At 35.7% G+C, this 26,477-nt stretch carries 24 protein-coding genes; 19 read left to right on the forward strand and 5 right to left on the reverse strand.

Annotation, left to right across the window (positions count from 1 at the left end):
• The first annotated feature begins 230 nt into the window (after nucleotides 1-230).
• The 9 genes from DSM00_RS03565 (at nucleotide 231) to DSM00_RS03605 (ending at nucleotide 10,262) form a co-directional block, all read left to right on the forward strand.
• Complete coding sequence (locus tag DSM00_RS03565) at nucleotides 231-1,187, forward strand: ABC transporter ATP-binding protein (RefSeq protein WP_128756637.1); 957 nt, start codon at nucleotides 231-233, stop codon at nucleotides 1,185-1,187.
• The gene (locus DSM00_RS03570; RefSeq protein ID WP_128756638.1) at nucleotides 1,187-2,476 is read left to right on the forward strand and encodes an ABC transporter permease; all 1,290 of its coding nucleotides are present in this window, start codon (nucleotides 1,187-1,189) and stop codon (nucleotides 2,474-2,476) included. Before DSM00_RS03565 ends, DSM00_RS03570 begins: the two co-directional genes overlap by 1 nt.
• 1 nt (nucleotide 2,477) lies before the next feature.
• Nucleotides 2,478-3,398 carry a mechanosensitive ion channel family protein gene (locus tag DSM00_RS03575; protein WP_128756639.1) on the forward strand — a complete coding sequence of 307 codons (921 nt, stop codon included), beginning with the start codon at nucleotides 2,478-2,480 and terminating at the stop codon, nucleotides 3,396-3,398.
• A 13-nt stretch (nucleotides 3,399-3,411) separates the two neighbouring features.
• Complete coding sequence (locus DSM00_RS03580) at nucleotides 3,412-4,305, forward strand: hypothetical protein (RefSeq protein ID WP_128756640.1); 894 nt, start codon at nucleotides 3,412-3,414, stop codon at nucleotides 4,303-4,305.
• Between the two features lie 2 nt (nucleotides 4,306-4,307).
• The gene (locus DSM00_RS03585) at nucleotides 4,308-5,471 is read left to right on the forward strand and encodes a sigma-54-dependent transcriptional regulator (RefSeq protein ID WP_128756641.1); all 1,164 of its coding nucleotides are present in this window, start codon (nucleotides 4,308-4,310) and stop codon (nucleotides 5,469-5,471) included.
• A 5-nt stretch (nucleotides 5,472-5,476) separates the two neighbouring features.
• On the forward strand, nucleotides 5,477-6,343 hold the full coding sequence (locus tag DSM00_RS03590) for a PPK2 family polyphosphate kinase (protein ID WP_128756642.1): 867 nt from the start codon (nucleotides 5,477-5,479) through the stop codon (nucleotides 6,341-6,343).
• Between the two features lie 117 nt (nucleotides 6,344-6,460).
• Nucleotides 6,461-7,852 (forward strand): M20/M25/M40 family metallo-hydrolase, encoded by a 1,392-nt coding sequence (locus DSM00_RS03595; protein ID WP_241652346.1) that lies wholly within the window; start codon nucleotides 6,461-6,463, stop codon nucleotides 7,850-7,852.
• Nucleotides 7,853-7,890: 38 nt separating this feature from the next.
• Nucleotides 7,891-8,487: an LURP-one-related/scramblase family protein gene (locus DSM00_RS03600; RefSeq protein ID WP_128756644.1), complete on the forward strand. Its 597-nt coding sequence runs from the start codon at nucleotides 7,891-7,893 to the stop codon at nucleotides 8,485-8,487.
• Between the two features lie 239 nt (nucleotides 8,488-8,726).
• Nucleotides 8,727-10,262 carry a GH3 family domain-containing protein gene (locus tag DSM00_RS03605; RefSeq protein WP_128756645.1) on the forward strand — a complete coding sequence of 512 codons (1,536 nt, stop codon included), beginning with the start codon at nucleotides 8,727-8,729 and terminating at the stop codon, nucleotides 10,260-10,262.
• Between the two features lie 38 nt (nucleotides 10,263-10,300).
• Here DSM00_RS03605 and DSM00_RS03610 read toward each other — a convergent pair whose 3' ends face one another.
• Nucleotides 10,301-10,858, reverse strand: a complete 558-nt coding sequence (locus DSM00_RS03610) for a hypothetical protein (protein ID WP_128756646.1) — start codon at nucleotides 10,856-10,858, stop codon at nucleotides 10,301-10,303.
• 206 nt (nucleotides 10,859-11,064) lie between these two features.
• On the opposite strand from DSM00_RS03610, the gene DSM00_RS03615 reads away from it, so the two are divergent.
• A complete protein-coding gene (locus DSM00_RS03615; protein ID WP_128756737.1) occupies nucleotides 11,065-12,354 on the forward strand; it encodes an MATE family efflux transporter in 1,290 nt (429 codons plus the stop codon).
• Between the two features lie 11 nt (nucleotides 12,355-12,365).
• Nucleotides 12,366-12,938 (forward strand): pentapeptide repeat-containing protein, encoded by a 573-nt coding sequence (locus tag DSM00_RS03620; RefSeq protein ID WP_128756647.1) that lies wholly within the window; start codon nucleotides 12,366-12,368, stop codon nucleotides 12,936-12,938.
• Between the two features lie 59 nt (nucleotides 12,939-12,997).
• Here DSM00_RS03620 and DSM00_RS03625 read toward each other — a convergent pair whose 3' ends face one another.
• The gene (locus tag DSM00_RS03625; protein WP_128756648.1) at nucleotides 12,998-13,531 is read right to left on the reverse strand and encodes a lipid-binding SYLF domain-containing protein; all 534 of its coding nucleotides are present in this window, start codon (nucleotides 13,529-13,531) and stop codon (nucleotides 12,998-13,000) included.
• Nucleotides 13,532-13,697: 166 nt separating this feature from the next.
• Here DSM00_RS03625 and DSM00_RS03630 point away from each other — a divergent pair, with 166 nt between their 5' ends.
• From DSM00_RS03630 to DSM00_RS03650, 5 genes are all read left to right on the forward strand, one after another.
• Nucleotides 13,698-13,946, forward strand: coding sequence for a DUF3820 family protein (locus DSM00_RS03630; RefSeq protein WP_128756649.1), 249 nt, complete (start codon nucleotides 13,698-13,700; stop codon nucleotides 13,944-13,946).
• 99 nt (nucleotides 13,947-14,045) lie between these two features.
• Complete coding sequence (locus tag DSM00_RS03635; protein WP_128756650.1) at nucleotides 14,046-15,686, forward strand: CTP synthase; 1,641 nt, start codon at nucleotides 14,046-14,048, stop codon at nucleotides 15,684-15,686.
• Between the two features lie 106 nt (nucleotides 15,687-15,792).
• Complete coding sequence (gene yidC / locus DSM00_RS03640; protein WP_128756651.1) at nucleotides 15,793-17,658, forward strand: membrane protein insertase YidC; 1,866 nt, start codon at nucleotides 15,793-15,795, stop codon at nucleotides 17,656-17,658.
• A gap of 227 nt (nucleotides 17,659-17,885) precedes the next feature.
• Nucleotides 17,886-19,091, forward strand: a complete 1,206-nt coding sequence (gene mnmA / locus DSM00_RS03645) for a tRNA 2-thiouridine(34) synthase MnmA (RefSeq protein WP_128756652.1) — start codon at nucleotides 17,886-17,888, stop codon at nucleotides 19,089-19,091.
• Between the two features lie 4 nt (nucleotides 19,092-19,095).
• Nucleotides 19,096-20,040, forward strand: a complete 945-nt coding sequence (locus DSM00_RS03650; RefSeq protein WP_128756653.1) for an NAD(P)H-dependent flavin oxidoreductase — start codon at nucleotides 19,096-19,098, stop codon at nucleotides 20,038-20,040.
• Nucleotides 20,041-20,105: 65 nt separating this feature from the next.
• Here the strand turns inward: DSM00_RS03650 and DSM00_RS03655 are convergent, their stop codons facing one another.
• From DSM00_RS03655 to DSM00_RS03665, 3 genes are all read right to left on the reverse strand, one after another.
• The gene (locus DSM00_RS03655; RefSeq protein WP_128756654.1) at nucleotides 20,106-20,693 is read right to left on the reverse strand and encodes a hypothetical protein; all 588 of its coding nucleotides are present in this window, start codon (nucleotides 20,691-20,693) and stop codon (nucleotides 20,106-20,108) included.
• A gap of 381 nt (nucleotides 20,694-21,074) precedes the next feature.
• Entirely contained in the window at nucleotides 21,075-21,758 is a 684-nt protein-coding gene (locus DSM00_RS03660) for a type 1 glutamine amidotransferase domain-containing protein (protein ID WP_128756655.1), read from the reverse strand.
• A 178-nt stretch (nucleotides 21,759-21,936) separates the two neighbouring features.
• Nucleotides 21,937-23,607, reverse strand: a complete 1,671-nt coding sequence (locus DSM00_RS03665; RefSeq protein ID WP_128756656.1) for an alpha-amylase family glycosyl hydrolase — start codon at nucleotides 23,605-23,607, stop codon at nucleotides 21,937-21,939.
• Between the two features lie 157 nt (nucleotides 23,608-23,764).
• Between DSM00_RS03665 and menA the strand changes: the two genes are divergently transcribed.
• From menA to DSM00_RS03680, 3 genes are all read left to right on the forward strand, one after another.
• Nucleotides 23,765-24,667 carry a 1,4-dihydroxy-2-naphthoate octaprenyltransferase gene (gene menA / locus DSM00_RS03670; protein WP_128756657.1) on the forward strand — a complete coding sequence of 301 codons (903 nt, stop codon included), beginning with the start codon at nucleotides 23,765-23,767 and terminating at the stop codon, nucleotides 24,665-24,667.
• Between the two features lie 83 nt (nucleotides 24,668-24,750).
• The gene (locus DSM00_RS03675) at nucleotides 24,751-25,431 is read left to right on the forward strand and encodes a metal-dependent hydrolase (protein WP_128756658.1); all 681 of its coding nucleotides are present in this window, start codon (nucleotides 24,751-24,753) and stop codon (nucleotides 25,429-25,431) included.
• A 10-nt stretch (nucleotides 25,432-25,441) separates the two neighbouring features.
• Nucleotides 25,442-26,476, forward strand: coding sequence for an o-succinylbenzoate synthase (locus tag DSM00_RS03680; RefSeq protein ID WP_128756659.1), 1,035 nt, complete (start codon nucleotides 25,442-25,444; stop codon nucleotides 26,474-26,476).
• Nucleotide 26,477: the final 1 nt, after the last annotated feature.

Genomic DNA, 26,477 nt, shown 5'->3' on the forward strand with positions numbered 1-26,477 from the left:
CTTTTTCATAGCAATTTTTTTCCCATCCTTGATGCAAATTAAGGGTGGGTTTTTGTTTTAGGCTAATTTGTGTTGAAGAATATTCACCTAATAAATTGCAAACTAGTTATTTGATTGACTATTTTTTAAAACGAGTATCTAAAATTATTTTTTATTGGCTTACTAAATATATCATAAGAAGCCTGTTGGCTCTAATCATTTCAATATCTTTAAACTTTATTTCTTTTTCTATGACAAACCTGCTAGTCGCTGATAATATACACAAGAAATACGGCAACTATACTGCACTAAATAACCTTTCTATTTCAATTCCAAAAGGAAGCATATTTGGTCTTTTAGGACCTAATGGAGCTGGTAAAACCACTTTAATACGTATCATAAATCAAATAACGATACCAGATTCTGGAAATGTGTTGTTAGATGGAGAACCTCTTAATGCTAAACATATTGCCAATATAGGGTATATGCCCGAAGAGCGCGGACTTTACAAATCTATGAAGGTAGGTGAGCAGGTTATTTATCTTGCTCGATTAAAAGGACTCTCTAAAGCTGAAGCTAAAGAACGCAGTCTCTACTGGTTTGAGCGATTAGGGATGTTAAGTTGGTGGAATAAAAAAATTCAGGAACTTTCAAAAGGACAGGCCCAGAAAGTACAATTTATAGTTACGGTATTGCACCAACCTAAGTTGTTAATTTTTGATGAACCCTTTAGCGGATTTGACCCTATTAATGCTTCGCTTATTAAAGATGAGATTCTAAAACTTAGAGATGATGGTGCGACGATTTTATTTTCTACCCATAGGATGGAGTCTGTAGAACAGATGTGTGATCATATTGCCCTCATAAATAAGAGCAATAAAATTCTGGATGGTAAATTATCTGACATAAAACGTGACTATCGCACACAAACTTACGAGGTGGGAATTGAAACAATAGATGACAGCCGAAGTAGTTTAGAAAATCTCGAAAAAATACTATTACCAGAAATGGCAGCACATTGGGAAGTCACTCCTGCTAATTTTAAAACTATTAATGAAAATGATCTTAAGATGATTGTAAAAATTCCGCAGGAATTGAAATCTAAAGATTTACTACTTTATCTTTCTAACAAAGGTTCGATAAATCATTTTGTAGAAGTTATACCTACAGTAAATGACATTTTTATTCAAACGATAAATGCAGATTGATGGGAGCACTGGGTTTAATTATTAGACGTGAATACAAAGCGAGAGTAACAAACAGGTCATTTATTATAATGACATTTTTGAGTCCGTTGATAGTGGTAGGAATGATTTTTCTTATCACTTATCTCACACAAGTTAATGAAGCGGGTAAACGTACGATCGTAGTTGTAGATGAGAGTGGTTTGTTTTATAAAGATTTTGAAAGTACAGAAAGTATAGACTATGTAGATTTATCTCCTGCAGGCCTTACCGTTGCAAAAGATCAAGTAGAAGATAATAATTATTTCGGTCTCTTGTATATACCGGCAAATATTAAAATTAATACTTCTGGAGTAAGGTTTTATGGCAATGAAGTACCTGGATTTGCTACGCTAGAAAGCATTGAAAATCAAATATCTGCAAAATTAACTAACGAGAAATTACTTGATCGTGGTGTAGATTTAGATATGATTGATGAGTCTACAACTTCCGTTTCTGTAAGTATTGAAGATTTCGAAGGAGAGCGTACTTCAAAAATATCAAACTGGATAAAAGCAGGTTTTGGAGGTGGAGCAGGTTATCTGTTAATGATGTTTATAATTATTTATGGCAATATGGTTATGCGTTCTGTTATTGAAGAAAAGACAAACCGTATAATCGAAGTAATTATCTCCTCTGTAAAGCCCTTCAAGTTAATGATGGGTAAAATATTAGGTACTACACTGGCCGGTATTACACAATTTATGATTTGGTTAATTATAGGTGGAGGGTTATTGATATGTCTTACTTTATACCTGGGTCTTGATCCTGAAACAGCTAAAACTCCGGTGGGCAATATGGCAGCAACAGATCTTGATAAAATCGAACTCATTCTATTAGATATTTTGAGACTACCCCTATTAAAGTTGGCTGGTTTCTTCTTGATTTATTTTATAGGAGGTTATTTTCTTTATAGTTCAATATACGCAGCAATAGGTGCGGCAGTTGACAGTGAGACAGATACACAACAATTTATGTTGCCTATAATTATGCCGCTTATGCTGGCAATTTATGTAGGCTTCTTTGCGGTTATAGACAACCCAGACGGTTCGGTAGCAACTACATTTTCAATGATACCACTTACTTCTCCTATTGTAATGCTTATGCGTATACCATTTGGCGTGCCGTGGTGGCAGTTAGTCCTTTCTATAGGGATTTTAGTAGGTAGTTTTTTATTTACTGTGTGGTTTGGTTCAAAAATATATCGAGTAGGAATTCTTATGTATGGTAAAAAGCCCACATATAAAGAAATTCTAAAATGGATTAGGTATTAGAATGATTCAGGAAAACGTAAAAGAAACGGTCAAGGACGGTGCCGAGAAGGTAAAAGATGTCATACAAGAAGATATCTGGGGTACAATTTTAGAATTTTTGTCTATCGGTTTTCATTTTAAAAGTGGTAATAGTACTATTGATTTAACGATAGGACATTTATTGCTCGTTATTCTTGCTTTTATAGTTGCTAGCGGTATTCTTAGGCTTATTAGGAGTTTAATTACCCGCAAAATGGACCTGGAGAATGAGCTCAAGTTTAAAAGTATATTTAAGTTTATACGATACCTTGTTTATCTTACTGTTATACTAATAACGCTTAGTGCTTCAGGAATAGATGTTACGGTATTATTAACTGCTTCGGCAGCACTTTTTGTAGGTCTTGGTTTAGCATTACAAGATTTATTTACAGATATCATAGGAGGAATTTTTATTATGCTAGACAAATCACTTTCAGTAGGTGATGTGATAGAAGTAGAAGGAAAAGTATCTCGGGTATTTGAAATAAAATTACGTACAACTCGTGCTTTAACCAGAGATGATAAAGTTATCATTATCCCAAATCATAAGTTTATAAGTGATATTGTTTTTAATTTCACGCAAAATCATCGTACAACTCGTGAGGCTGTCAAAGTGGGAGTAGCTTACGGAAGTGATACAGATCTGGTAAAGAAAATATTGCTTGATTGTGTAGCTAATCAAAATGGCGTGCTTAAAAGCCCTAAGCCCTTTGTTCTTTTTGAAGATTTTGCAGATAGTTCGTTAGCTTTTGGAGTCTATTTTTTTATAACAGATAGCTTTTCAGACCCGCGAATAAAAAGCGAAATACGCTTCAGAATAGACAAAGAGTTTAGAAAGAACAATATTTCGATTCCCTTTCCGCAGCGGGATGTACATGTTATTAAAACCCCAACATCAATTTAATACAATTAATAAAATGATTAAGAGGCTTCTTGTAAGTTTAATAGTGGTTCTTGCAATATCAAATATGCAATCGCAAAGTACAGATATTGCGCGTGTAGAATATATGCATATCCCGTTTAGTAATTCTCAAAATACGGTGAGTAGATTTAGAGGATTAGTACAAGTGCCTATTCCTTTAGATAAAGAACTCGATAAAATTTTTGTAGTAGGTTTTGAATATCAGAATATTAATATTGATATTAATGATGAAACTCCACCTACCTTTAATACTAGAGATGTGGGAACGCTACATCGTATAGATGGATTTCTAGGTTACACCTGGAAATTAAATGAAAATTGGAGATTAGGTGTTAAAGCTGGTGCCCGAATTAGTTCTAATCTTCAAGATGGTTTGATGGGTGATGATTGGATTTATACAGGTTCTGTATATCTTATAAATGATATGAAAGACGCTACATCGGTAAATAAACCATATCGATGGATTTTTGGATTGGATTATTCAACCACTCCAGGGCGTAATTATCCATTGCCTCTCATAAACTATTATAGGGAGTTTCATCCTAATTGGACATATACTCTAGGAGTGCCTAAAACAAATGTTAGGCACTATTTAAATAACAATCATAAAGATGCATTGCAGGCATTTGTAACCTTAGACAACTTTTTTGCTAATATTCAAAACAATGTGGTTGTTGATGGAAATACCGCAGAAAATATATCGATGACCATTATATTGGGCGGATTAGGCTATGAGCATTTTTTTACAAAGCATTTGTTATATTACGCTTACGCAACACATTCTATTAGCAATGATTTTAGATTGCGAAATAATGAGCGTGACGATATTTATACAATAAACAGTGAGAATACCTTTTACTTTAGATCTGGAGTAAAATTTAAATTTTAAAAATGGCAAAGATTCTAATTATTGAAGATGAAGCTGCAATTCGCAGAGTTTTAAATAAAATCCTATCTGAAGAAAGTAAAGACTATCTGGTTGAAGAGGCAGAAGATGGGCTTGCGGGTATGGAGAAAATTAAAGACAATGATTATGATCTTGTTTTGTGTGATATCAAAATGCCAAAAATGGACGGAGTTGAGGTTCTTGAGGCTACAAAGAAAATAAAACCAGAAATTCCAATGGTTATGATCTCTGGTCATGGAGACTTAGACACCGCTGTAAATACAATGCGTCTAGGTGCCTTTGACTATATTTCTAAACCGCCAGATCTTAATAGACTCCTTAATACGGTACGCAATGCATTAGATCGTAAGAATCTGGTTGTTGAAAATACCATGCTCAAGAAAAAAGTGAGTAAGCAATATGAAATGATTGGAGAGAGTGATGCAATTTCAAAAATTAAAGAAATAATTGAAAAAGTAGCACCTACCGAAGCTCGTGTACTTATTACAGGACCTAATGGTACGGGTAAAGAACTTGTGGCGCACTGGTTACACGAGAAAAGTGAGCGTGCAAAAGGACCATTAGTTGAGGTTAACTGTGCCGCTATACCGGCAGAATTGATAGAGAGCGAATTGTTTGGTCACGTGAAAGGTGCATTTACTTCAGCAAACAAAGACCGAGCTGGTAAATTTGAAGCTGCAAATGGTGGAACAATATTTTTAGACGAGATAGGCGATATGAGTTTGTCTGCTCAGGCAAAAGTGTTACGTGCGCTTCAGGAGAGTAAAGTGTCTCGCGTGGGTAGCGATAAAGATATTAAGGTTAATGTGCGTGTCCTAGCAGCAACAAATAAAAACCTTCAAAAAGAAATTGCCGATGGTAATTTTAGAGAAGATTTATATCACAGACTAGCAGTTATTCTAGTACCTGTCCCTGCACTTAATGAACGTCGTGATGATATTCCTCTTTTAATAAACCATTTTTCTAGTAAAGTGGCGAGTGAACAGGGAACTGCCTTAAAAGTATTTACGCCTAAAGCTATAGAGAAGTTACAAGAGTATGACTGGACGGGTAATATTAGAGAATTACGCAATGTGGTAGAGCGACTAATCATTCTTGGTGGCTCAGAGGTTTCAGAAGAAGATGTAAAATTATTTGCAAGTAAATAGAAATTATGAAAGCATCAGATTATCAAATTACAGCACCCATACATTTAAAGGATAGAAAGACTCACGAAGATTTTGGCAAAAAAAGTGAACTGGAAGATGAGCTCGATTCTGTAAGTAAAGATATTGCGGAAATTCAAAATGCCATGTACGCACATGGTAAGTATGCTGTGTTGATTTGTATACAGGGTATGGATACCGCAGGGAAAGATAGTCTTATACGAGAAGTGTTTAAAAATTTTAATGCGCGCGGGCTGGTTGTACATAGCTTTAAAGTTCCTACAGATTTAGAACTCAATCACGACTATTTATGGAGACATTATATTGCGCTTCCCGCACGGGGAAAATTTGGGATTTTTAATAGAACGCACTATGAGAATGTTCTGGTGACTCGTGTGCATCCTGAGTATATTTTAGGTGAAAGAATTCCGGGGATTAATGAACTTTCAGACATTGATGAAGCATTCTGGGAAAAACGTTTTGAGCAAATAAATAATTTTGAAAAGCACATTGCTGAAAACGGTACCATTATATTTAAGTTCTTTTTACACCTTTCCAAAGAAGAGCAAAAGAATAGATTATTACGCCGTTTAGATAAGCCCAACAAGAATTGGAAATTTTCTCCGGGGGATTTAAAGGAACGTAAACTTTGGGATACCTATCAAGAGTACTACGAAGATGCGATTAATAAAACTTCAAAGTTTCACGCTCCTTGGTACGTGGTGCCGGCAGATGATAAGCCTACAGCAAGACTTATACTAGCAAAAATAGTTTTAGAAAAACTCAAGGCTTATACAGATATTAAAGAGCCTGAGTTAGATGCTAAAACTGCTGGAAATATTGATGAGTATAGAAAACAACTAGAATCTGAATAGTTTCGATTCTAAAACGAGAATAAAAAAAATCGCTTCTTTGGAAGCGATTTTTTTGTTTAAGGCAGTATTTAACAAATGAGTAGCTTATTTTTAAAATTCAACTATAAACAAGATATTTTGAAAAGACTGGTACTTTTAGTGTTATTAACTACAAGCAGTATTGCTTCTGCTCAAGTTAAAAATGATTCAACACAAATACGTGACTTTTACGATTTAGCATTACTCGAAGGGCAAAGTTATCAATGGTTAGATGATTTGTCTAATGATGTAGGACCGCGACTTAGCGGTAGTAAAGGCGCAGAAAATGCTGTTAACTGGGCGAAGTCTGAATTAGAAAAAATAGGGCTCGATAAAGTATGGCTACAGCCAGTGATGGTTCCTAAGTGGGAACGTGGTGCTGCTGAAAGGGCTTATATAGAAGGTCCTGACGGAAGAATAGAAGTTCCTGTTTGTGCTTTGGGAGGTTCTGTAGCCACTGTACAAGATGGTCTTACTGCTGAGATTATAGAAGTTCAAGGTCTGGCTGATTTAGAAAAATTGGGTACAGATAAAATAAAAGGAAAAATTGTTTTCTACAATCGTCCTATGCAAGCAAATTTAATTCAGACGTTTTCAGCTTACGGGGGTTGTGTAGATCAACGTTATTCTGGAGCGAGCGAAGCTGCAAAATATGGTGCTGCAGGTGTTATCGTGCGCTCTATGAATTTGAGAATGGATGACTACCCACACACCGGTGCAATGTCATATGGTGATTTGCCTAATGAAAAGCGTGTGCCTGCTGCTGCGATTAGTACAAATGGAGCAGCATTATTGAGTAAAATGCTCAAGCAAAATGATAAAACACAATTCTATTTAAAAATGAATTGTAAAAATTACGAAGATGTTCCTTCATTTAATGTTATTGGAGAACTTACAGGTAGTGAGCGACCTAAAGATTTTATGGTAGTAGGAGGGCATCTTGATTCTTGGGATTTAGGAGACGGAAGTCACGATGATGGAGCAGGTGTGGTACAAAGTATGGAAGTGCTACGATTAATGAAGGCCGCAAACTATACTCCAAAGCATAGTATAAGAGTAGTTCTATTTATGAACGAAGAAAATGGTCTTCGTGGTGGAAATGAATATGCCGCAGTAGCAAAGAAAAAAGGTGAAAATCACGTATTTGCTTTAGAAAGTGATTCTGGTGGTTTTACGCCAAGAGGTTTTTCTTTTGATGCTGATCCTGCAAATTTTGCGCAAGTTGAAAGTTGGTCTTCACTTTTCAAACCTTACTTAATTCATTATTTCGAACTGGGTGGTAGTGGCGCAGATATCGGTCCTTTAAAAAATGAAGCAATTGTATTAGCCGGTCTCAGACCAGATTCTCAACGCTATTTTGATTATCACCACGCTAGTAATGACACATTTGATGCAGTTAATAAACGCGAACTTGAACTGGGTGCAGCGACTATGACAAGTCTGATGTACTTGTTTGATACCTACGGCGTAATTCCTGTAAATGAAAGATAGTATACTGCTTAATTGACAAATGACTGCTAATTTTATTTATGAAAAACCTCAAATTTCCTATAGACCTTGTTTTTAAAATAGGAACTTTTTCTAATGATTTTACAGCAACAGATGCTAACGGAATCCTATTGGCATATGCTCGCCAGAAAATGTTTAAGCTTAAAGAAGATATTCAGATTTTTGCTGACACTTCTAAAAATCAATTGAACTATCAGATAAAAGCAGATCGTTGGTTAGATTTTTCAGCGGCTTATGCCTTTTATGATGCAAACGGAAATGCTTTCGGTAAGATTGTAAGAAAGGGGTGGCGGTCGATATGGAAAGCAAAGTATCAAATTGTAGATGCTAGCAATAATCCCGAATATACAATCGAAGAAGAAAATGGATGGGTCAAAGTAGCCGATTCTTTATTGGGTGAAATACCTGTGGCAGGTGCTTTTACCGGCTATTTATTTAATCCTTCTTATAGCGTGACAAATTTGAAAGGCGAGAAAATAGCTAGACTTAAAAAGCAAGCTTCGTTGTTTGGGCGTAAGTTTCAAATTACAAAGCTGGGTGAATTAGACGAGGGTGATAGTGAGCGAATTATGCTAGGACTTATGATGCTCATATTGCTTGAGCGCAGAAGGGGATAATAGCTGATGGTTATTAGCAGTTGAGAACAGAATAATAGCTGTTAGAGAAAGCTTTAAAGAGTCCGCAGATATATGATTTGTAGCTACGGACTTGAAACGCATAGCCAAATCTAAAGGGGGATTACTCCAATTAAATTGATTCAATTTATAGCAACATATTCTTGTTAAACTTCTTATAACTTGAGACCTCGTTTTTACGAGGTCTCTTAATTTTGAGAATATCCAAAACAAACTATCCAATGGCAATCTTAGGCGCACTTATAAAAGGAATAATTGATATTTCAGATAAAATTATAGCAGAGTCAAATCCTATTGATGAGCAGCGAGAAGTCTTAATAGAACTGCTGAGGAAAGCCAAAAACACACAGTTTGGGGAGCATTACAATTTTGAATCGCTTTTGGATTCTGAAAACCCATTGACTGCATTTGCTGAGCAGATACCTTTTTTTGATTATAACAGCCTTAACAAGCAATGGTGGTCAAAATTACACGAAGGCGAAAGCGATGTTACCTGGCCGGGAACTCCAGATTATTTTGCCTTGAGTAGTGGTACTACTGGTAAAACCAGCAAGCGTATTCCGGTTACAAATGAAATGATCGATGCAATACGTAATGCAGGTATTAAACAAGTAGGAGCACTGGCCCATTTTGACTTGGAAGCAGATTTCTTTGAAAAAGAAATTATGATGTTAGGTAGTTCGACAGATTTAGCAGAAAAGGATGGACATCAGGAAGGTGAGATAAGTGGAATTAGCGCTAGTAATATTCCGTTTTGGTTTAGAGGATATTACAAGCCCGGAGAAGAAATTGCTAAAATTGAAGATTGGGATGAGCGCGTACAGCACATTGCAGAAAAAGCCGAAGATTGGGATATAGGAGCTTTAAGCGGCATTCCCAGTTGGATTGAGTTGATGTTAGAAAAAGTGATTGAACATCATAATTTGAATAACATACACGAGATTTGGCCTAATCTTCAGGTTTATACTTCTGGCGGAGTTGCATTTCAACCTTATGAGAAAAGCTTTAATGCATTACTAGGGAAGCCTATAACCGTAATCGATACGTACTTAGCTTCAGAGGGTTTTATTGCATTTCAGGCACGACCAGAAACCGATGCGATGAAGTTGGTTACAAATAATGGGATCTATTTTGAATTTGTACCTATGAATCCAGACTATATTAATGAAGACGGATCTATTGTACAAGATGCACCTGTTTATACACTTGCTGAGGTTGAAGAAGAAAAAGATTACATTTTAATTATTTCTACAGTTTCTGGGACTTGGAGGTATCTTATAGGTGACACCATAAAATTTACAGACAAAGCAAGAGCGGAAATTAAAATAACCGGCCGCACCAAATTTTTTCTAAATACTGTAGGATCTCAGTTATCTGTTAATAAAATGGAAGCTGCTGTACAGGAGCTTGAAGAAGAATTTGATATTAAAATTCCAGAATTCACTATTGCCGCAAAGCGCAATCCTGTTGACGACGAATTTTATCATTATTGGTATTTGGGAACTGAAACTACAGTCCCAAATGAAGAACTAGCTAGTAAGCTGGATGCTAGTTTGCAAGCTGCTAACAAAAATTATGGTGTTGCCCGCAGTAAAGCTTTAAAGGGAGTTTTTGTAAATACCGTAAAGCCCGAGATATTTTATGAGTGGAGTGGTGCCAATAAGAAAAAAGGAGGTCAGGTTAAAATGGAAAAAGTAATGAATGAAGAGAAATTTGCCGAGTGGGAAGCTTTTGTTAAAGAGCATACGCAAGGCTAATATTTTATTCTTTAGCTACGTATTGCGAATAGTACTTACTAATCTTTGTTTATAAGATTCATAATTTCTTCTGGAGAAAGATAGAGGTGTTTAATACGTGCTTTATATCCTTCTGAAATATGTGCGTGGTTTAAAATAAAGTCTTTAGTTTTCAGGATATATTGACCCATTCCGTGAGCAACTGCAAATGTATCTGCAGCACGTTCTGCTTCCTTTATAAATCTTGAAAAGTATAGATATTTAATACCGAAGATAACCAGACCTAAACTACTACGCTCTCTATAATCCATTATATGCCCCAGTTCATGTCCTATCCATCCTATAAGAACATCTGAAGGGATGTCGGTAATTTTAAAAGATTCTTGTTCTATCTGAACTTTTCGGCTAATAAAAATAAAATACGATCTGTTTTTACGTGATTTTAGTAAAGACTTAAATGCCGGTTGAGCCTGCATCGTAGACTTTTTAATATTGTCTTTGAATTTAAAAGTGATGGGTGTTCCTGCTAACTGTGGATAATACTCGAGAGCAATTTTAATTTCGCGCTCAATACTTTCAGGAATTATTTTGTTGTCAAAGTCTATTTTCTTTAGCATAATCTTCAAATTTAAGAATACAACTAGCGATGCGTTGTTAAGGCTTCGGTAAATTAATAATTCACTACAATTTGATTAAGCGGGTTTACTTGAGTGATACCTATCTTATACTTTAAGCTTACTTTTGCACATCTCAAAAATACCTTGTTTTGTTAGCTGATTATACAAAAGAATTTCGTCAAAATTTAAAAATCGCCTACCCTGTTATGCTGGGTCAATTGGGCCATATTTTAGTTGCACTTGCAGATAATATTATGGTGGGTCGTCTTGGTGCTGCGCAGCTAGCCGCTGTATCACTAGGTAACAGTCTTATATTTATCGCCTTGTCATTGGGAATTGGTTTTTCATTTGCTATTACACCATTGGTTGCAGAATCTGATGGAACAGGAGATACGGCTATGGGGCGTAATTATTTTCATCACGGTATTGTTATGTGTACGCTTAATGGTATACTTCTTTTTATACTCTTGCTTTTAGCAAAGCCTATTCTCTATTATCTTGATCAACCTGTAGAAGTTGTAGAACTGGCTATTCCTTATATGGAAATTGTAGCATTTTCTCTTATTCCATTGATGGTGTTTCAGGCATTTAAGCAATTTGCAGATGGTTTATCTAATACAAGTTATGCGATGTATGCTACCTTAGTTGCAAACGTGGTTAACGTGTTTTTTAACTTTATACTCATTTATGGATTCTGGATTTTCCCAAGATTAGAACTTGTAGGAGCTGCATATGGTACTCTAATTTCTAGATTTTTTATGCTTTGGATGCTTTATTATATTCTTAGCAAGAAGAAAAAATTTAAGCCTTATTTTATCTGGACAAGGCGTAAAGCCTTCCAACTCCCCATTTTTAAAAAATTATTTGATTTAGGGTTTCCTACTGCAATGCAGATGCTTTTTGAAGTGTCGCTTTTTACCTCGTGTATTTTTCTTTCGGGAATTTTAGGTACAAATGCACAGGCTGCAAATCAGATTGCATTAAATCTTGCGGCAATGACATTTATGATAGCAGTAGGTCTGGGAGTTACCGCAACTATACGTGTAGGTAATCAAAAAGGAAAAGGAGATTACAAGAATATGAGACGTATAGCGATCTCTTTATTTCTTCAGGTTTTTTTAATTGAAGCTGTCTTTGCAATCGGATTTATTCTGCTAAAAGATATACTTCCTATTTTCTATATAGATAATATAGAGGTGATTGTTCTTGCATCACAGCTTCTAGTTGTTGCTGCATTATTTCAATTAAGCGACGGGTTGCAAGTTGTAATTTTAGGAGCGTTACGCGGACTTCAGGATGTGAATATACCTACGGGAATTTGTTTTATTGCCTACTGGTTAATTGGGTTTCCGGTAGCCTGGTATTTTGGAAAAGAAGATATGATGGGAAGCCAGGGAATTTGGTATGGTTTACTCGCCGGGTTGAGTGCTTCGGCAATATTACTGTATGCGCGATTTATCTATTTAAGCCGAAAACTTATTCAGAAAACATCATAAAATAGAATATTATGAATGATCTAATCACCGATCAAAATTACAGAAGGATCAATTTTAAAGAGGAACCCATAAAGGCAGATTTTGAATTGTGCACGTTTGAAAATTGCTCATTTTCAGAAGCTACTATATCACACCTAAGTTTTACAGAATGTACTTTTGAAAATTGTGACCTTAGTGGCGTGAAAGTGATAGCGACTGCTATTCAGGAGTGCGAATTTATAAGCTGTAAAATGCTGGGGATTAATTTTGAAAATTGTAATAATTTTTTATTTCAGCTAAATTGCAAGGATTGTACCTTAGATTTCAGCACATGTTATAAAGTAGATTTAAGATTGTCTCAATTTACAAACTGTCAATTAAATCAAGTAGATTTTACAGAAGCAAATTTAACAGGCATTACCTTAGATAAATGTGAGCTTGGAGGTGCTATTTTTCAACAAACAAATCTTTCTAATGTAGATTTTTCTTCAGCTACTAACTATAACATACATCCAGAGCAGAATAAGATAAAAGGTGCAATTTTTAGCAATGACGGTGTTAAAGGATTATTACAAAGCTATAATATCAAAATAATCGACAATTAAAAAGTCCGTTTAAAACGATCTGTTTCAAACGGACTTTTTATAATACTATCGTCAGTTAACTACTGAATAGGCTTAAAAGAAAATTTTTGTCCGCCTACTGCAGCTTCAGCCATCAAGCCAGCTTTAGGCATAGCAAATACGGCAACACCATCCTTATATTGAGCATTTTCAGCTTTACCAGACTTTACAACTACCGCTGATGCCTGTGCAGAAAATTCAAACTCACCTTGCTTAAAGTCTGCAAGTGCAGCTTCGTCTTCAAAGAAAATTACTTCAGAAATCGCTTGACCACCTGCTTGTAATCCTATGTCGAGTTTCTTTAGATCTGCCATTCCTACAACTGAGCCATTTTCATAAACAACTCCATTTCCAGAAGCACCACCCACTATAAGACCTCCTTTTCCTACATTTGGGAAAATTACATAACCTGCAGATTCAGAAAAGAAATCCTCTAAACCTTGATCTTCAGCAATCATTGACTTCATAGCAACTTCTGCATCAGCTATAATCTTTTGATCTTTTTCGTTTTGTGCTTGTAAACTTGTGCCTACAAATAATATTAATAGTGCACTTAAAATTCCTAACTTTTTCATGATTTCTAGTTTTTTTATTAGTTAACACAAAGCTAGGAGCATTATCTGTTAACTAGAGTTAATGCTATGTTATAGACTATCTAAATCTCTGAATGATGTATAATTTGAGATTAGCAGCAACTTTAAAACGTACTTATGTTACCTTTGAAAATTGTGAAAATATAGTATGAATCCAGAAAACTTAATAGAATTAGCACACTATAAAATGCCCTTTGGTAAATATCAAGATCGCTATTTAGTTGATTTACCAGAATACTATTATACGTGGTTTAAACAAAAAGGATTTCCTGAGGGGAAATTAGGGATGATGATGCAGCAGATGTATGAGATAAAAGTAAACGGATTAGAAGAACTTATTTATAAAATAAAGAGCCAATATCCTGCCCCTAAGCTAAAAACAAGACCAAAAAAATAATAGACAATTCGGTTAAAAGGGTTCGCCATTAAATCCCTACCTTTGCATCCCGTAGACGTGCTCAGATTGTTAAAGTGAGCATAAATAATCAAGATACAGATGGCAGATACTAAGTACATCTTCGTCACGGGCGGGGTTTCTTCTTCATTAGGTAAAGGTATAATCGCAGCTTCATTAGCAAAGCTGTTACAGGCACGTGGTTATCGTGTTACAATTCAAAAATTAGATCCATATATAAATGTTGATCCGGGTACATTAAATCCATATGAACATGGGGAATGTTATGTTACAGATGATGGTGCAGAGACCGACTTAGACCTTGGTCATTACGAGCGTTTTTTAAATGTAAATACCTCTCAGGCAAATAACGTAACTACCGGGCGTATTTATCAAAGCGTAATTGAGAAGGAAAGACGTGGGGAATTTTTAGGAAAAACTGTTCAAGTTGTACCTCATATCACCAATGAAATTAAAGAACGTATTAAAACTCTAGGTAATACGGGTGATTATGATATTGTTCTTACCGAAATAGGTGGTACTGTAGGTGATATAGAATCACTTCCTTATATCGAGGCGGTACGTCAACTTAAATGGGAACTTGGAGATGAGAATGCCTTAGTTATACACCTTACTTTGGTACCTTATCTTTCTGCCGCCGGAGAGTTGAAAACCAAACCTACCCAGCATTCTGTAAAAACCCTAATGGAAAGTGGTATAAAAGCAGATATTTTGGTTTGCAGAACAGAGCACGAATTAAGCGACGATCTACGTGAGAAGTTGGCTTTATTTTGCAATGTGCGTAAAGAAGCAGTAATTCAGTCTATAGATGCATCAACAATTTATGATGTGCCTAATATGATGCTAGAAGAAGGACTAGATACAATTACTCTTTCAAAATTAAATTTATCTGCAGAAAACGAACCTGTATTAACACGCTGGAATGAGTTTTTACGCAGACATAAAAATCCTAAGGCTGAGGTTAGAATAGGATTGATTGGAAAATATGTTGAGCTTCAGGATTCTTATAAATCAATTTTAGAAGCTTTTATACATGCAGGCGCTGAAAATGAAGTGCGTGTAATTGTTGAGCCTATACATTCAGAATTTATTTCTCAGCAGATAATAGACAATAAAATATCAAAATTAGACGGTCTATTAGTCGCACCTGGTTTTGGAGAGCGTGGTATAGAAGGTAAGATTAAAGCTGTACAATATGCGCGTGAGCATAAAATTCCTTTTTTAGGTATCTGCTTAGGTATGCAAATGGCTGTTATCGAGTTTTCTCGCAACGTAGCTGGTCTTTCTGATGCAAATTCTACAGAAATGCAACCTGGCACTACCACGCCGGTTATTAGTCTTATGGAAGATCAAAAAGATCTTAAGCATATGGGAGGCACAATGCGTTTAGGTTCGTGGGATTGTAGTTTAGCTGAAGATAGCATTGTATCTGATGTGTATCAAAAAGCTACTATTACCGAGCGTCACCGTCATCGTTATGAATTTAATGATGCTTACCGAGCTCAGCTAGAGAATGCCGGACTTAAAGTTACCGGTACTAATCCTAAAACTGGACTTGTAGAAATCATTGAAATAGCAGACCATCCTTGGTTTGTAGGTGTACAATACCACCCCGAATATAAAAGTACAGTCGCTAATCCGCATCCACTATTTGTAGCTTACGTACAGGCTGCTGTAAAATATAGCCAGTCAAAAAGTACAGACAATGTGGCACATAACTAATCTCTGGGATTGTTATTGCTTCTAAGCCGTTTGTAGATTTTCGCTGTAGCGATAGGTATGCACGCAAGTTTATTAAAAATTAGAATAGGCACTTTGCCGCACAATTATGGAAGAAAAGAAATTTGACAAACAGTCAATGATAGGGTTCCTTTTAATAGGAGCAATTTTATTATTTATGCTTTGGCAAAACCAGCCATCGCCAGAAGAGCTGGCTGCAGAAAAAGCTAAGCAAGAGCAAATAGATGCAGAAAAGCGAGTAATAACTCCTACAGCTACAAAAAATACCGAACTTGCTGATGCAACTCTACCACAAGATTCAGCGGCAATGGAACGATACAAAGCAACATTAGGTAGTTTTGCCTATTCTGCTTCATTACCATCTGCTACAGATAATATTACCGAACTTGAGAATGATGTTTTAGCTCTTAAAATTAGCAATAAAGGAGGTTTTATTGTTGAAGCTCGTTTAAAGCAATTTAAAAGTTATGACTCTTTACCGGTTTATTTAATAAAGGACGGAAACAGTCGGTTTAATCTAAACTTCGCTACTACAGATAACAGAACTTTAAATAGTGAAAACATGTATTTTGAACCTTCGCTAAGTAAGGAAGGAGAAAATCAGGTTCTTTCTATGAAACTGAAAGTTGCTGCAAATGAATATCTAGAATACCGCTACACGTTGAAACCAGATGATTATATGATGGGTTTCGGTATAAAAACGGTAGGTCTTCAAAGTGTGATAAATACTTCGCAGCCAATAAATTTAGACTGGGAGCTTAAAGGGTATCGTCATGCTAAAAGTATTAGTTATGAGAATCGTTACACACGTTTAACGTACGAATATGAAGAAGGTGATCACGATAAATTAGATCAATCAGGTGAAGATGACGCTATTGAGACAGATGTAGACTGGTTAAACTTTAGACAACATTTCTTTAGTTCTATCTTATTAACAGACCAGCCTTTTGAGCAAGTAACTTTTAAATCTCAAAATCTAGTTGAAGATGAGGAAGTAGATACAATTTTTACTAAGAAATACGCTGCAGAAATGTTACTTACTCCGGTTAATGGAGAGCTTAATTATGCAATGGATTTCTATTATGGTCCTACAGATTATCAAGTTCTTAATAACTATGATCGTGATATCGATGAGGCTATGCCTTTAGGATGGGGAATTTTTGGATTTATCAATAAGTATTTAATTATACCATTCTTTAACTTCCTGATCGCTTATTTTCCTGCAGGAATTGCAATTATATTATTAACGATTGCTATCAAATTATTACTTTCTCCAGTTCAGTACAAGCAGTATTTATCTCAGGCAAAAATGAAGGTTCTAAGACCTGAAATTAATGAGATTAACGAGAAGTATGCTGATAATGCGATGAAAAAGCAGCAAGAAACTATGAAGATTTATAGTAAAGCTGGCGCGAGTCCATTAAGTGGATGTATCCCAGGATTACTACAAATACCGGTTTTCTATGCTTTATTTACATTTTTCCCATCTGCATTTGCATTAAGACACGAAAGCTTTTTATGGGCAGACGATTTATCAAGCTATGATAAAATAGCAGACTTACCGTTTTCAATTCCGTTTTATGGTGATCACGTAAGTTTGTTCCCAATTTTAGCTTCTATTGCGATATTTATCTATATGACAATGACTACCGGTCAAAGTATGCAACAGGCACAACAACCGGGGATGCCTAATATGAAATTTTTAATGTACTTGTCGCCATTAATGATGTTGTTTTTCTTCAACAACTACGCTAGTGGATTGAGTTTATACTACTTTATTTCAAACTTAATTACCATTGGAATTATGCTGGTAATCAAAAATTTCATCTTAGATGAAAACAAGATTCACGCAAAAATCGCTACAGCAAAGGCAAAGCCGAAAAAACAAAATCGTTTCACTAAGAAGTTTTCTGAAATGATGGAGCAAGCCGAAGCGCAACAAAAGAAGAAATAATAAAGCAGCAATGCTAAATAAAAAAGCCCTTCAAGTTAACTTGAAGGGCTTTTTTATTTAGGGTGTAATTGGTATATATTGATATAACTAAAGGGATGCTTCTATAATAGTTATGTTTGTTGAAATTAGGATTCTATACGATGACACGGATGTAGTTGCATACTATGAGACTATGTTTCGTAATTTTGCAAAACATTTTGCGACTTAAAAAAATCAAATAGAAGTTTATGAAAACCGTAGTTGTAGGTCTTAGTGGTGGTGTAGATAGTAGTGTTTCTGCATATTTGCTAAAGGAAGCAGGTTATAATGTGATAGGTCTGTTTATGAAGAACTGGCACGATGATTCTGTGACCATATCAGATGATTGTCCTTGGCTTGATGACAGTAACGATGCTATGCTAGTAGCCGAAAAGCTGGGTATACCTTTTCAAACTGTCGATTTAAGTGTTGAATATAAAGATCGCATAGTTGACTACATGTTTAGGGAATACGAGATGGGAAGAACGCCTAATCCTGATGTATTGTGTAACCGAGAAATAAAGTTTGATGTCTTTATGAAAATTGCACTAGAGCTAGGAGCAGATTTTGTAGCAACGGGACATTATTGTCAGAAAGGAGAAATTGAAGTGGATGGAAAACCGATATTTCAATTAAAGGCAGGAGCAGATGATAATAAAGATCAATCTTATTTTTTATGTCAGTTATCTCAAGAGCAATTAGCAAAAACGTTATTTCCTATTGGAAGTCTGCAAAAGAGTGAAGTACGCAAAATAGCCAAGGAGCAAAACCTTGTTACAGCCGATAAAAAAGATTCTCAAGGTCTTTGTTTTATAGGAAAAGTTCGTCTTCCAGATTTTCTACAGCAGCAGTTAAAGCCGAAGGAGGGAGTTATTGTAGAAATTTCTGCAGCAAAGGCTCAGGAAAAATTAGATTTAATACAAGAAGAACAAATAGATAGTGTTGCAATATCTGCTGCTGCGGTTTCAGTACTTGCTGAAAAACCAAAGTATACCATCACTGATGGTAAAGTTGTAGGTAAACATCAAGGAGCTCATTATTTTACAAAAGGCCAGCGTAAAGGTCTTGCGGTAGGCGGTACTGCAGAACCTTTATTTGTCATCGATACTGATGTCGAAGAAAATATAATTTATACAGGGCAAGGCAAAGATCACCCGGGTTTATTACGTTCTGCACTATTTGTTCAGGAGAGTGAAATTCATTATATACGAGAGGATTTACATCTTGAAAATGGAGAAATTAGAGAGGTCGAAGCGCGTATTAGATACCGTCAGCCACTCCAAAAGGCGTGGCTTCACAAAGAGAATAGCGGTTTGTATGTTTCGTTTGATGAACCTCAGGCAGCAATAAGTGAAGGACAATTTGTAGCTTGGTATGATGGTGCCGAATGTCTAGGCTCAGGAGTTATATCATAAAACTATAGCATTGAATAAAATCACATCACTTTTCAAAATACAATATCCACTAATTCAAGCGGGAATGATCTGGGCCAGTGGCTGGAAACTAGCTAGTGCGGTAAGTAATGCTGGTGGATTGGGGATTTTAGGAGCAGGTTCTATGTATCCTGATGTTCTTAAAGAGCATATTATTAAATGTAAAAAAGCTACCACAAAACCCTTTGGTGTTAATGTTCCTTTATTATACCCGGATATTGATAAGCTAATTGAAATTATAATTGCTGAAGATGTTAAGATAGTATTTACCAGTGCGGGAAATCCAAAAACCTGGACTTCCTATCTTAAGGAAAAAGGAATTACTGTTGTACACGTAGTAAGTAGTGTGAAATTTGCACTTAAAGCCGAAGAAGCGGGTGTTGATGCCGTGGTAGCTGAAGGTTTTGAAGCAGGCGGACATAATGGACGTGAAGAGACTACAACATTTACTCTTATACCTATGGTTAAGCAGCATCTTCGTATTCCGCTTATTGCAGCAGGAGGTATCGCTACAGGCACGGGTATGCTTGCAGCAATGGTGCTGGGAGCAGACGGTGTACAAATAGGCAGTAGATTTGTAGCTTCTGATGAGGCTAGCAGTCACCTCAATTTTAAAAATAGTGTGCTGAAAGCTCAAGAAGGTGATACAGAGCTTACACTTAAAGAATTAGCGCCGGTACGTCTTCTTAAAAATAAATTTTATGATGAGGTTAAGGAGCTTTATAAAAAATCACCAACTAAAGAACAGCTAGTAGATTTATTAGGAAGAGCTCGTGCAAAAAGAGGAATGTTTGAAGGAGATCTGGATGAAGGCGAACTCGAGATAGGTCAAATAGCAGGACTCATTAATACGATTAAACCGGCAGCAGATATAGTGAGAGAAATAATGTCTGACTTTAACCAAGCAAAAATTAACGCAGCTAAACTTTAATAAGTACCCATAAAAAAACCGCTTTCTTATTGAAAGCGGTTTGTATTTACTTTAATCTCGTTAAGTTACGCAACAACCTTTTCCCATTCCATCGTTTCTAGGATATCGTGAATCATTGTTTTATACGCTTTACTATCATCTCCTTTCACAGCTAGAGCAACATCAATATAAGTATCTTCAGTTTCCTCATCATTAGTAATTTTCACTAAGTAATGTTCTACTTGTAATCCTAAACTATTAGGAGCTGAGTATTTGAACATCTCATAATTACCTATTAATTCAGGAGTTGTACTTTTTATATATTTTTGAGAATCCTCATTATTTACAATACTTACAGTCATATTAAATCCGTCTGTAAGACCTCCATAAAAAGAATTGTTTTCTCCAGAATATTTCACCATTAATTGATTCCCAACTACATCGACAGATGCTTTTTCAGGATGAATCATAGTTAATTTCCATTCTTTATTTAACGTTCCACTTTTATAGAGTTCGTATCCTTCAGGAATTACTAGAGCGGGTGGTTCTGGTTTCTCAATTTTTACTTCAGTTTGTGTGTTTTCCGCCACATCAGTGTTTTTTACATCTGTGTTACAGGCAGCAATTGATAACCCTAAAACTGCACTTGTTGTATATAAAAATAATCGTTTCATTTCTTTAGATTTTAAATGTTATAGCTAAACTAGTCACATTTAAACTCGTGTATTGCCTATGATTTACTAAAAAAAATAGCAATATGTTAAGCAGTGTTAAGAGTAAATTCAAAATTTTTAGATAATTTAATAGTGTAGATATCTTAATATTAGCTAGTTATGATTAAAATTTATTTAGGGTTTTCAAGATGTTAAACTTTAGCATATTTATCTAGAATCTTCCCCATTTTAAAAAAAAACGAGTTGAATTTGGGCGATTTAAACTCTTGGCGAAGGGAACAAAAAAAACGGATTGAAAATTAATTCAACCCGTTTCTTGATTTCAAATTGCTATAGGTTCTAGGGAAAACAATTCAACAACTTGAAGACTTATTTTGTAAGTTATGCAGAAATTCTTTCCAATAGAAGCTCTGCAACTTTTTCTGATGAAGCAGGATTTTGACCCGTGATTAAAAGACCATCTTCCTGAGTAAATACGCTCCAGTCATCACCCTTGGCATAAAGACCTCCGTTATTCTTCAACATATCTTCTACAAGAAAAGGAACCACATCTGTTAGTTGAACAGCTTCTTCTTCGGTGTTAGTAAATCCGGTTACCTTTTTACCTTTTACAAGAAAGCTGCCATCTTTAGCTTTTGTATGTTTAAATACAGCAGGCGCATGACAAACGGCGCTTACGGGTTTATTGTTAGCATAAAAAGATTCAATTAATGCGATCGAGTCTTTGTCTTCTGCTAAATCCCATAATGGACCGTGACCTCCCGGATAAAATATGGCATCAAAATCATCCTGACTTACTTTTGATAAGATGATGGTATTAGCCAATTTCTCTTGTAAAGCTGTATCGTCATTAAAACGTTTTGTTGCTTCAGTCTGTGCATCATCTGCAGCGCTTTTAGGATCTATAGGCGGTTGACCTCCTTTAGGAGAAGCAATAGTGATATCTATATTCTTATCATGAAGTAAGTAATATGGAGCTGCAAATTCTTCAACCCAGAAGCCAGTTTTTTCTCCGGTGTTGCCTAATTCAGAATGACTCGTAAGAACAAATAATACCTTTTTCATAATTGTTATATTTTAAAGTGTAGCTAAACACCATTTGTTAAATTTATTTTGGCAAAGCTATGAGCATAAATCTTTTTAAAAATTGATCTATGATAAGTAGCTGTGTTAAATAAAAGTTGATGGAATATATAGCCTCACTTTAAAATTTATATTTCCCACTAAGACCACAACGTTCTAATTATTTTTTTTCAAGTAAAACAATCGTATAAGGTGTGTTAATTGAAATTTTTCCGTCTTTAACTGTTGCTTCCGTATTAGAATATGCATCTCTTAATAATACTCCCTCACCAAAAGTTTGCGGGATACTTATCGTCTTTTCGCCTTCAGCTAAATCCAATCCTACAATTACATAATCTTCTACATTCTTCTTATTATACGTTCTTGAAAACAAGTAAGGTTTAGCTTGAAGCATATTATGTCTTCCTGCTCCAATAGCTGGGTGATCTCTACGGAATCTTCCTAATTTTTGCCAGTGTTCTAATATGTCTTTAGTAGCAGTGTTATTTAAATCTTCCCATGGCATCATACTGCGTAGTGTTGCATCGCCTTCTGCATTTTCAACAGTAAGATTACGAGCAATCTCGTCACCATAATAGACTTGAGATAAACCTGGAGTTAGTAATAATTTGGTTCCTGTTTCAAGAGACTTACTACGATCTTTATCAAATGGCTGACCGTCATCGTGAGATGTTGCGTAGTTTAAAATACTTTTATCTTTAAGTTGGTTGTTAAGTATAGAGTCGTACGTGGCAAACATAACTTCATAGTCTCCAGTCGCATCATACTTAAATTGAAAGTTTATTAAGTTGTCAAAACCGTGGGCAAAGTAATCTACCTTCTTAGAACCAAAATCATAAATTCTACCACTTCCTATATTATAATTGTAAACCTCTCCAAGCATAAAAAAGGCATTGTCATCCAGAACTAATTCTGGGTTGTTTTGCTTCCACGTCTCAAATGCGGAATCTGCCTGGGTTCTTAAAACAGACCACGACTCTTCATCTACGTGCTTAACAGTGTCTACTCTAAAGGCGTCTATTCCCAGATCACGTATGTAATCTGTAAGCCATTTAATAATGTAATTGCGAGGAGTTTTTGTCAAACCGCTGTTTGCAAAAAATGTATTTAGCTCTTCAATCTCAGTTTCATAACGCCCTTCTTTTTTCCATTTGTCAATTAAGAATTGAGGTAATTCTACAACCGCATCACTTTCCGTTTTAATATCTGGCAGATTTCTAACCAATGTACATATAGTTGTGGCGTCATAACTGTCGTATGTACATTGTGGCTCTTGTCTAGCCCATTCTTCTCCCCAGAAATTATCTATGCTGGTAACCGGCCCAGTGTGATTAAGTACCACATCCATAACGATGCGTATTCCGTTTTTATGAGCTGTTGTAACTAATTTCTGAAGTTCTTCGTAAGTTCCAAAATTAGGGTCAAGTGATGTCCAATCGCGTGTCCAGTAACCGTGATAACCATAAGTAGCTCCCGTTCCTTCATTAACCAAACCGTGTACTTGCTCAACAACAGGAGTAAACCATATTGCATTTATGCCCAGCTCTGTAAAATAACCGTCTTCAATTTTTTGAGTAATGCCTGTAATATCACCACCTTCAAAGCCCCTAAGAATTGCAGTTTCTTCGGTACGCTCAAAATTGATATCATTACTTGTGTCACCATTATTAAAGCGATCTGTAAGTAAAAAATAGATATTGGCAGCCTCCCATATAAAAGGAGTCTGTGTATCGGCGCTGTCTGTTGTAGCTACCGTTTTAGAATTGTCATTCTTAGATTTGCAACTTAATAAGCAACAGCTTAAAAAGATAAAGAGTACTATTTGTTTCATGTCTACTTGAATTTTAAAAAATGAAAAGTAAGTATTTTGAGGTAAACTATAAGATTTTAGAAATTGATTTTAAAGCTTAGTTCATTGAAGTGCTTCCCTAGTGAGATTTTAATATACGGGTAGATAAGACTACTTTTACCTATAAAGTATAAGTTTTATGACACGAGTAAAAGCGTGGATTTCTGCAGCCAGATTGCGTACACTTCCATTGTCTGTTTCAGGAATTATTGTAGGCAGTGCGTTAGCTTACAACGCCGGAGCATTTAGATGGAGTATATGTATACTCGCATTACTGGCAACGCTGGGATTTCAAATTCTTTCTAATTTTGCAAATGATTACGGTGACGGTATTAAAGGTACAGACAATGAGGAGCGCATAGGACCTGCACGTGCAATGCAAAGCGGACTTTTAACTGCTAATCAACTAAAAACAGGTATTGTTTTTACAGCAATTTTGACCAGCCTCTTGAGTCTTGCATTAATTTATACTGCCTTTGGCTCTGATAAATTCATACAATCATTATTGTTTTTTATTTTAGGCCTGTCTGCAATACTTGCAGCGGTAAAATACACTGTAGGTCGCGGTGCTTATGGATACCGAGGTTTAGGAGATTTTTTTGTTTTCATATTTTTCGGACTTGTCGCAGTTGTAGGTACTTATTATATGTACACACTTAATTTGCGAAAGGTTGTTTTTCTTCCAGCATTAACCATAGGCTTCTTAAGTATGGCAGTGCTCAACCTCAACAATATGCGTGACCGATTATCTGATTCCAGATCTAAGAAAAATACACTTGCTGTTATTTTAGGAGAGAAAAAGGCAAAAATTTACCATTACAGCTTAATTGGTGGAGCTTTTATTGCAAGCCTGATTTTTTTTCAGCTTACAAACACTTTTAAATATTCTGCAGCCGCACTGGTTGTTTTTATTCCCTTAGCAAAGCATATTAAAGTTGTGAGAGCAAATCACAGTCCGGCGCTTCTGGATCCTCAATTAAAAAAGGTGGCACTAGCAACATTTTTCTTTTCATTATTGTTTGCTTTGGGATTTCTTTTTTAACGAAACCTTATCAGCTTAGCGGTAGAAGTAAAATAGGGGTTTTCGTAAATTTCGAATATTGAAAAATAGCAAACGAAACTATTATGAAAATTACTTATTACGGCCAGAATTGCTTTGGTTTTAAAACTGAAAATAATTTTATACTTACAGATCCATTTATTACAGGAAATGATTTGGCTAAAGATAAAATTGATATAAAAGAGCTTAATCCAGACTATATATTTTTAACTCACGCGCATCAAGATCATACTTTAGATGCTGAAGCGATTGCTAAGCAAGCCGGCGCAACCATAGTAAGTAATTATGAGATAGCAAATCACTATTCTGAAAAAGATATTGAAACGCATCCTATGAATCATGGTGGGAGCTGGGAGTTTCCATTCGGGAAGGTAAAATATGTTAATGCAATTCATACCAGTTCTTTCCCAGATGGAAGTTATGGAGGTCAACCCGGAGGTTTTGTTTTTAGTATAGGCGACAAAACTATTTATATGGCAGGTGATACCGCACTTACGATGGATATGAAACTCATACCCTTAGAGTTTAATCTGGATCTAGCAGTACTACCTATAGGTGACAATTTTACGATGGGAATTGCAGATGCTGTACGCGCTAGTGATTTTATAGAATGTAATAATGTTATAGGATGTCACTATGATACATTTGGCTACATAGAGATCGATCATGATGGTGCCAGAAAAGCATTTGAGGCGGTAGAAAAGAAACTTACTCTTTTAGAAATAGGAGAATCGTTCGAACTATAAATACGAGTAGTTGAAAGCAACTTATAAAAAGTACATACTCGACTTTAAAAAACCCAGTGGGACCTCACGCGGTATTCTCAATCAAAAGGAAACCTGGTTTATAAAGATTGAGGAAGCCCAAAATATTGGTATTGGTGAATGCGGAATTCTGAGAGGTCTTAGTGTAGATGACCGACCCGATTATGAAGAAAATTTAAAATGGGCGTGTGATAATATTCACTTGGGCGAGCAAACACTATACGATCGACTAGTTGATTTCCCGAGTATACAATTTGGAATTGAAATGGCTTTTAGATCATTTCATGCAGAGAATCCATTTATACTGGATCCTTCAGACTTTACAAATGGAACATCAGGAATTTCAATTAACGGACTTATCTGGATGGGTAAGCCGGAATTTATGCAAGCTCAAATTGCCGATAAACTGGACTCTGGTTTTGACTGTATCAAAATGAAAATAGGAGCAATTGATTTTGATGCTGAAATTAAAATTTTAGAAGGAATCCGTGAGAAATTTTCCGCAGAGCAAGTTACTTTGAGAGTTGATGCTAATGGAGCATTCAAACCTGAAGAAGCGTTTCATAAGTTAAAACGACTAGCCGCATTAGATTTACATTCTATAGAGCAACCTATAAAACAACGTCAGGAAAATGCTATGGCGCAACTATGTGCTGACACTCCGTTACCTATAGCTTTAGATGAAGAACTAATAGGGGTTTATGGTTATGAGCGACAAAAGCAACTTTTACAACAAATTAAACCGCAATACATAATTTTAAAACCCAGTCTAATAGGTGGTTATAGAGGTTGTGATGCTTGGATACAGCTTGCAGAAGAACAAGGTATAGGTTGGTGGATTACTTCGGCATTGGAAAGTAATATAGGCTTAAATGCCATCGCGCAGTATACGTATTCTAAAAATACGATAATTCCGCAAGGCCTTGGTACTGGCGGGTTATACTCAAATAACGTATCTTCCCCATTAGAAATAAAGCAAGGAATGTTGTGGTACAATCTGCTTCAAAACTGGAGCTTTCAATTTTAGT

Source organism: Leeuwenhoekiella aequorea (assembly GCF_004104375.1).
Classification (GTDB): domain Bacteria; phylum Bacteroidota; class Bacteroidia; order Flavobacteriales; family Flavobacteriaceae; genus Leeuwenhoekiella; species Leeuwenhoekiella aequorea.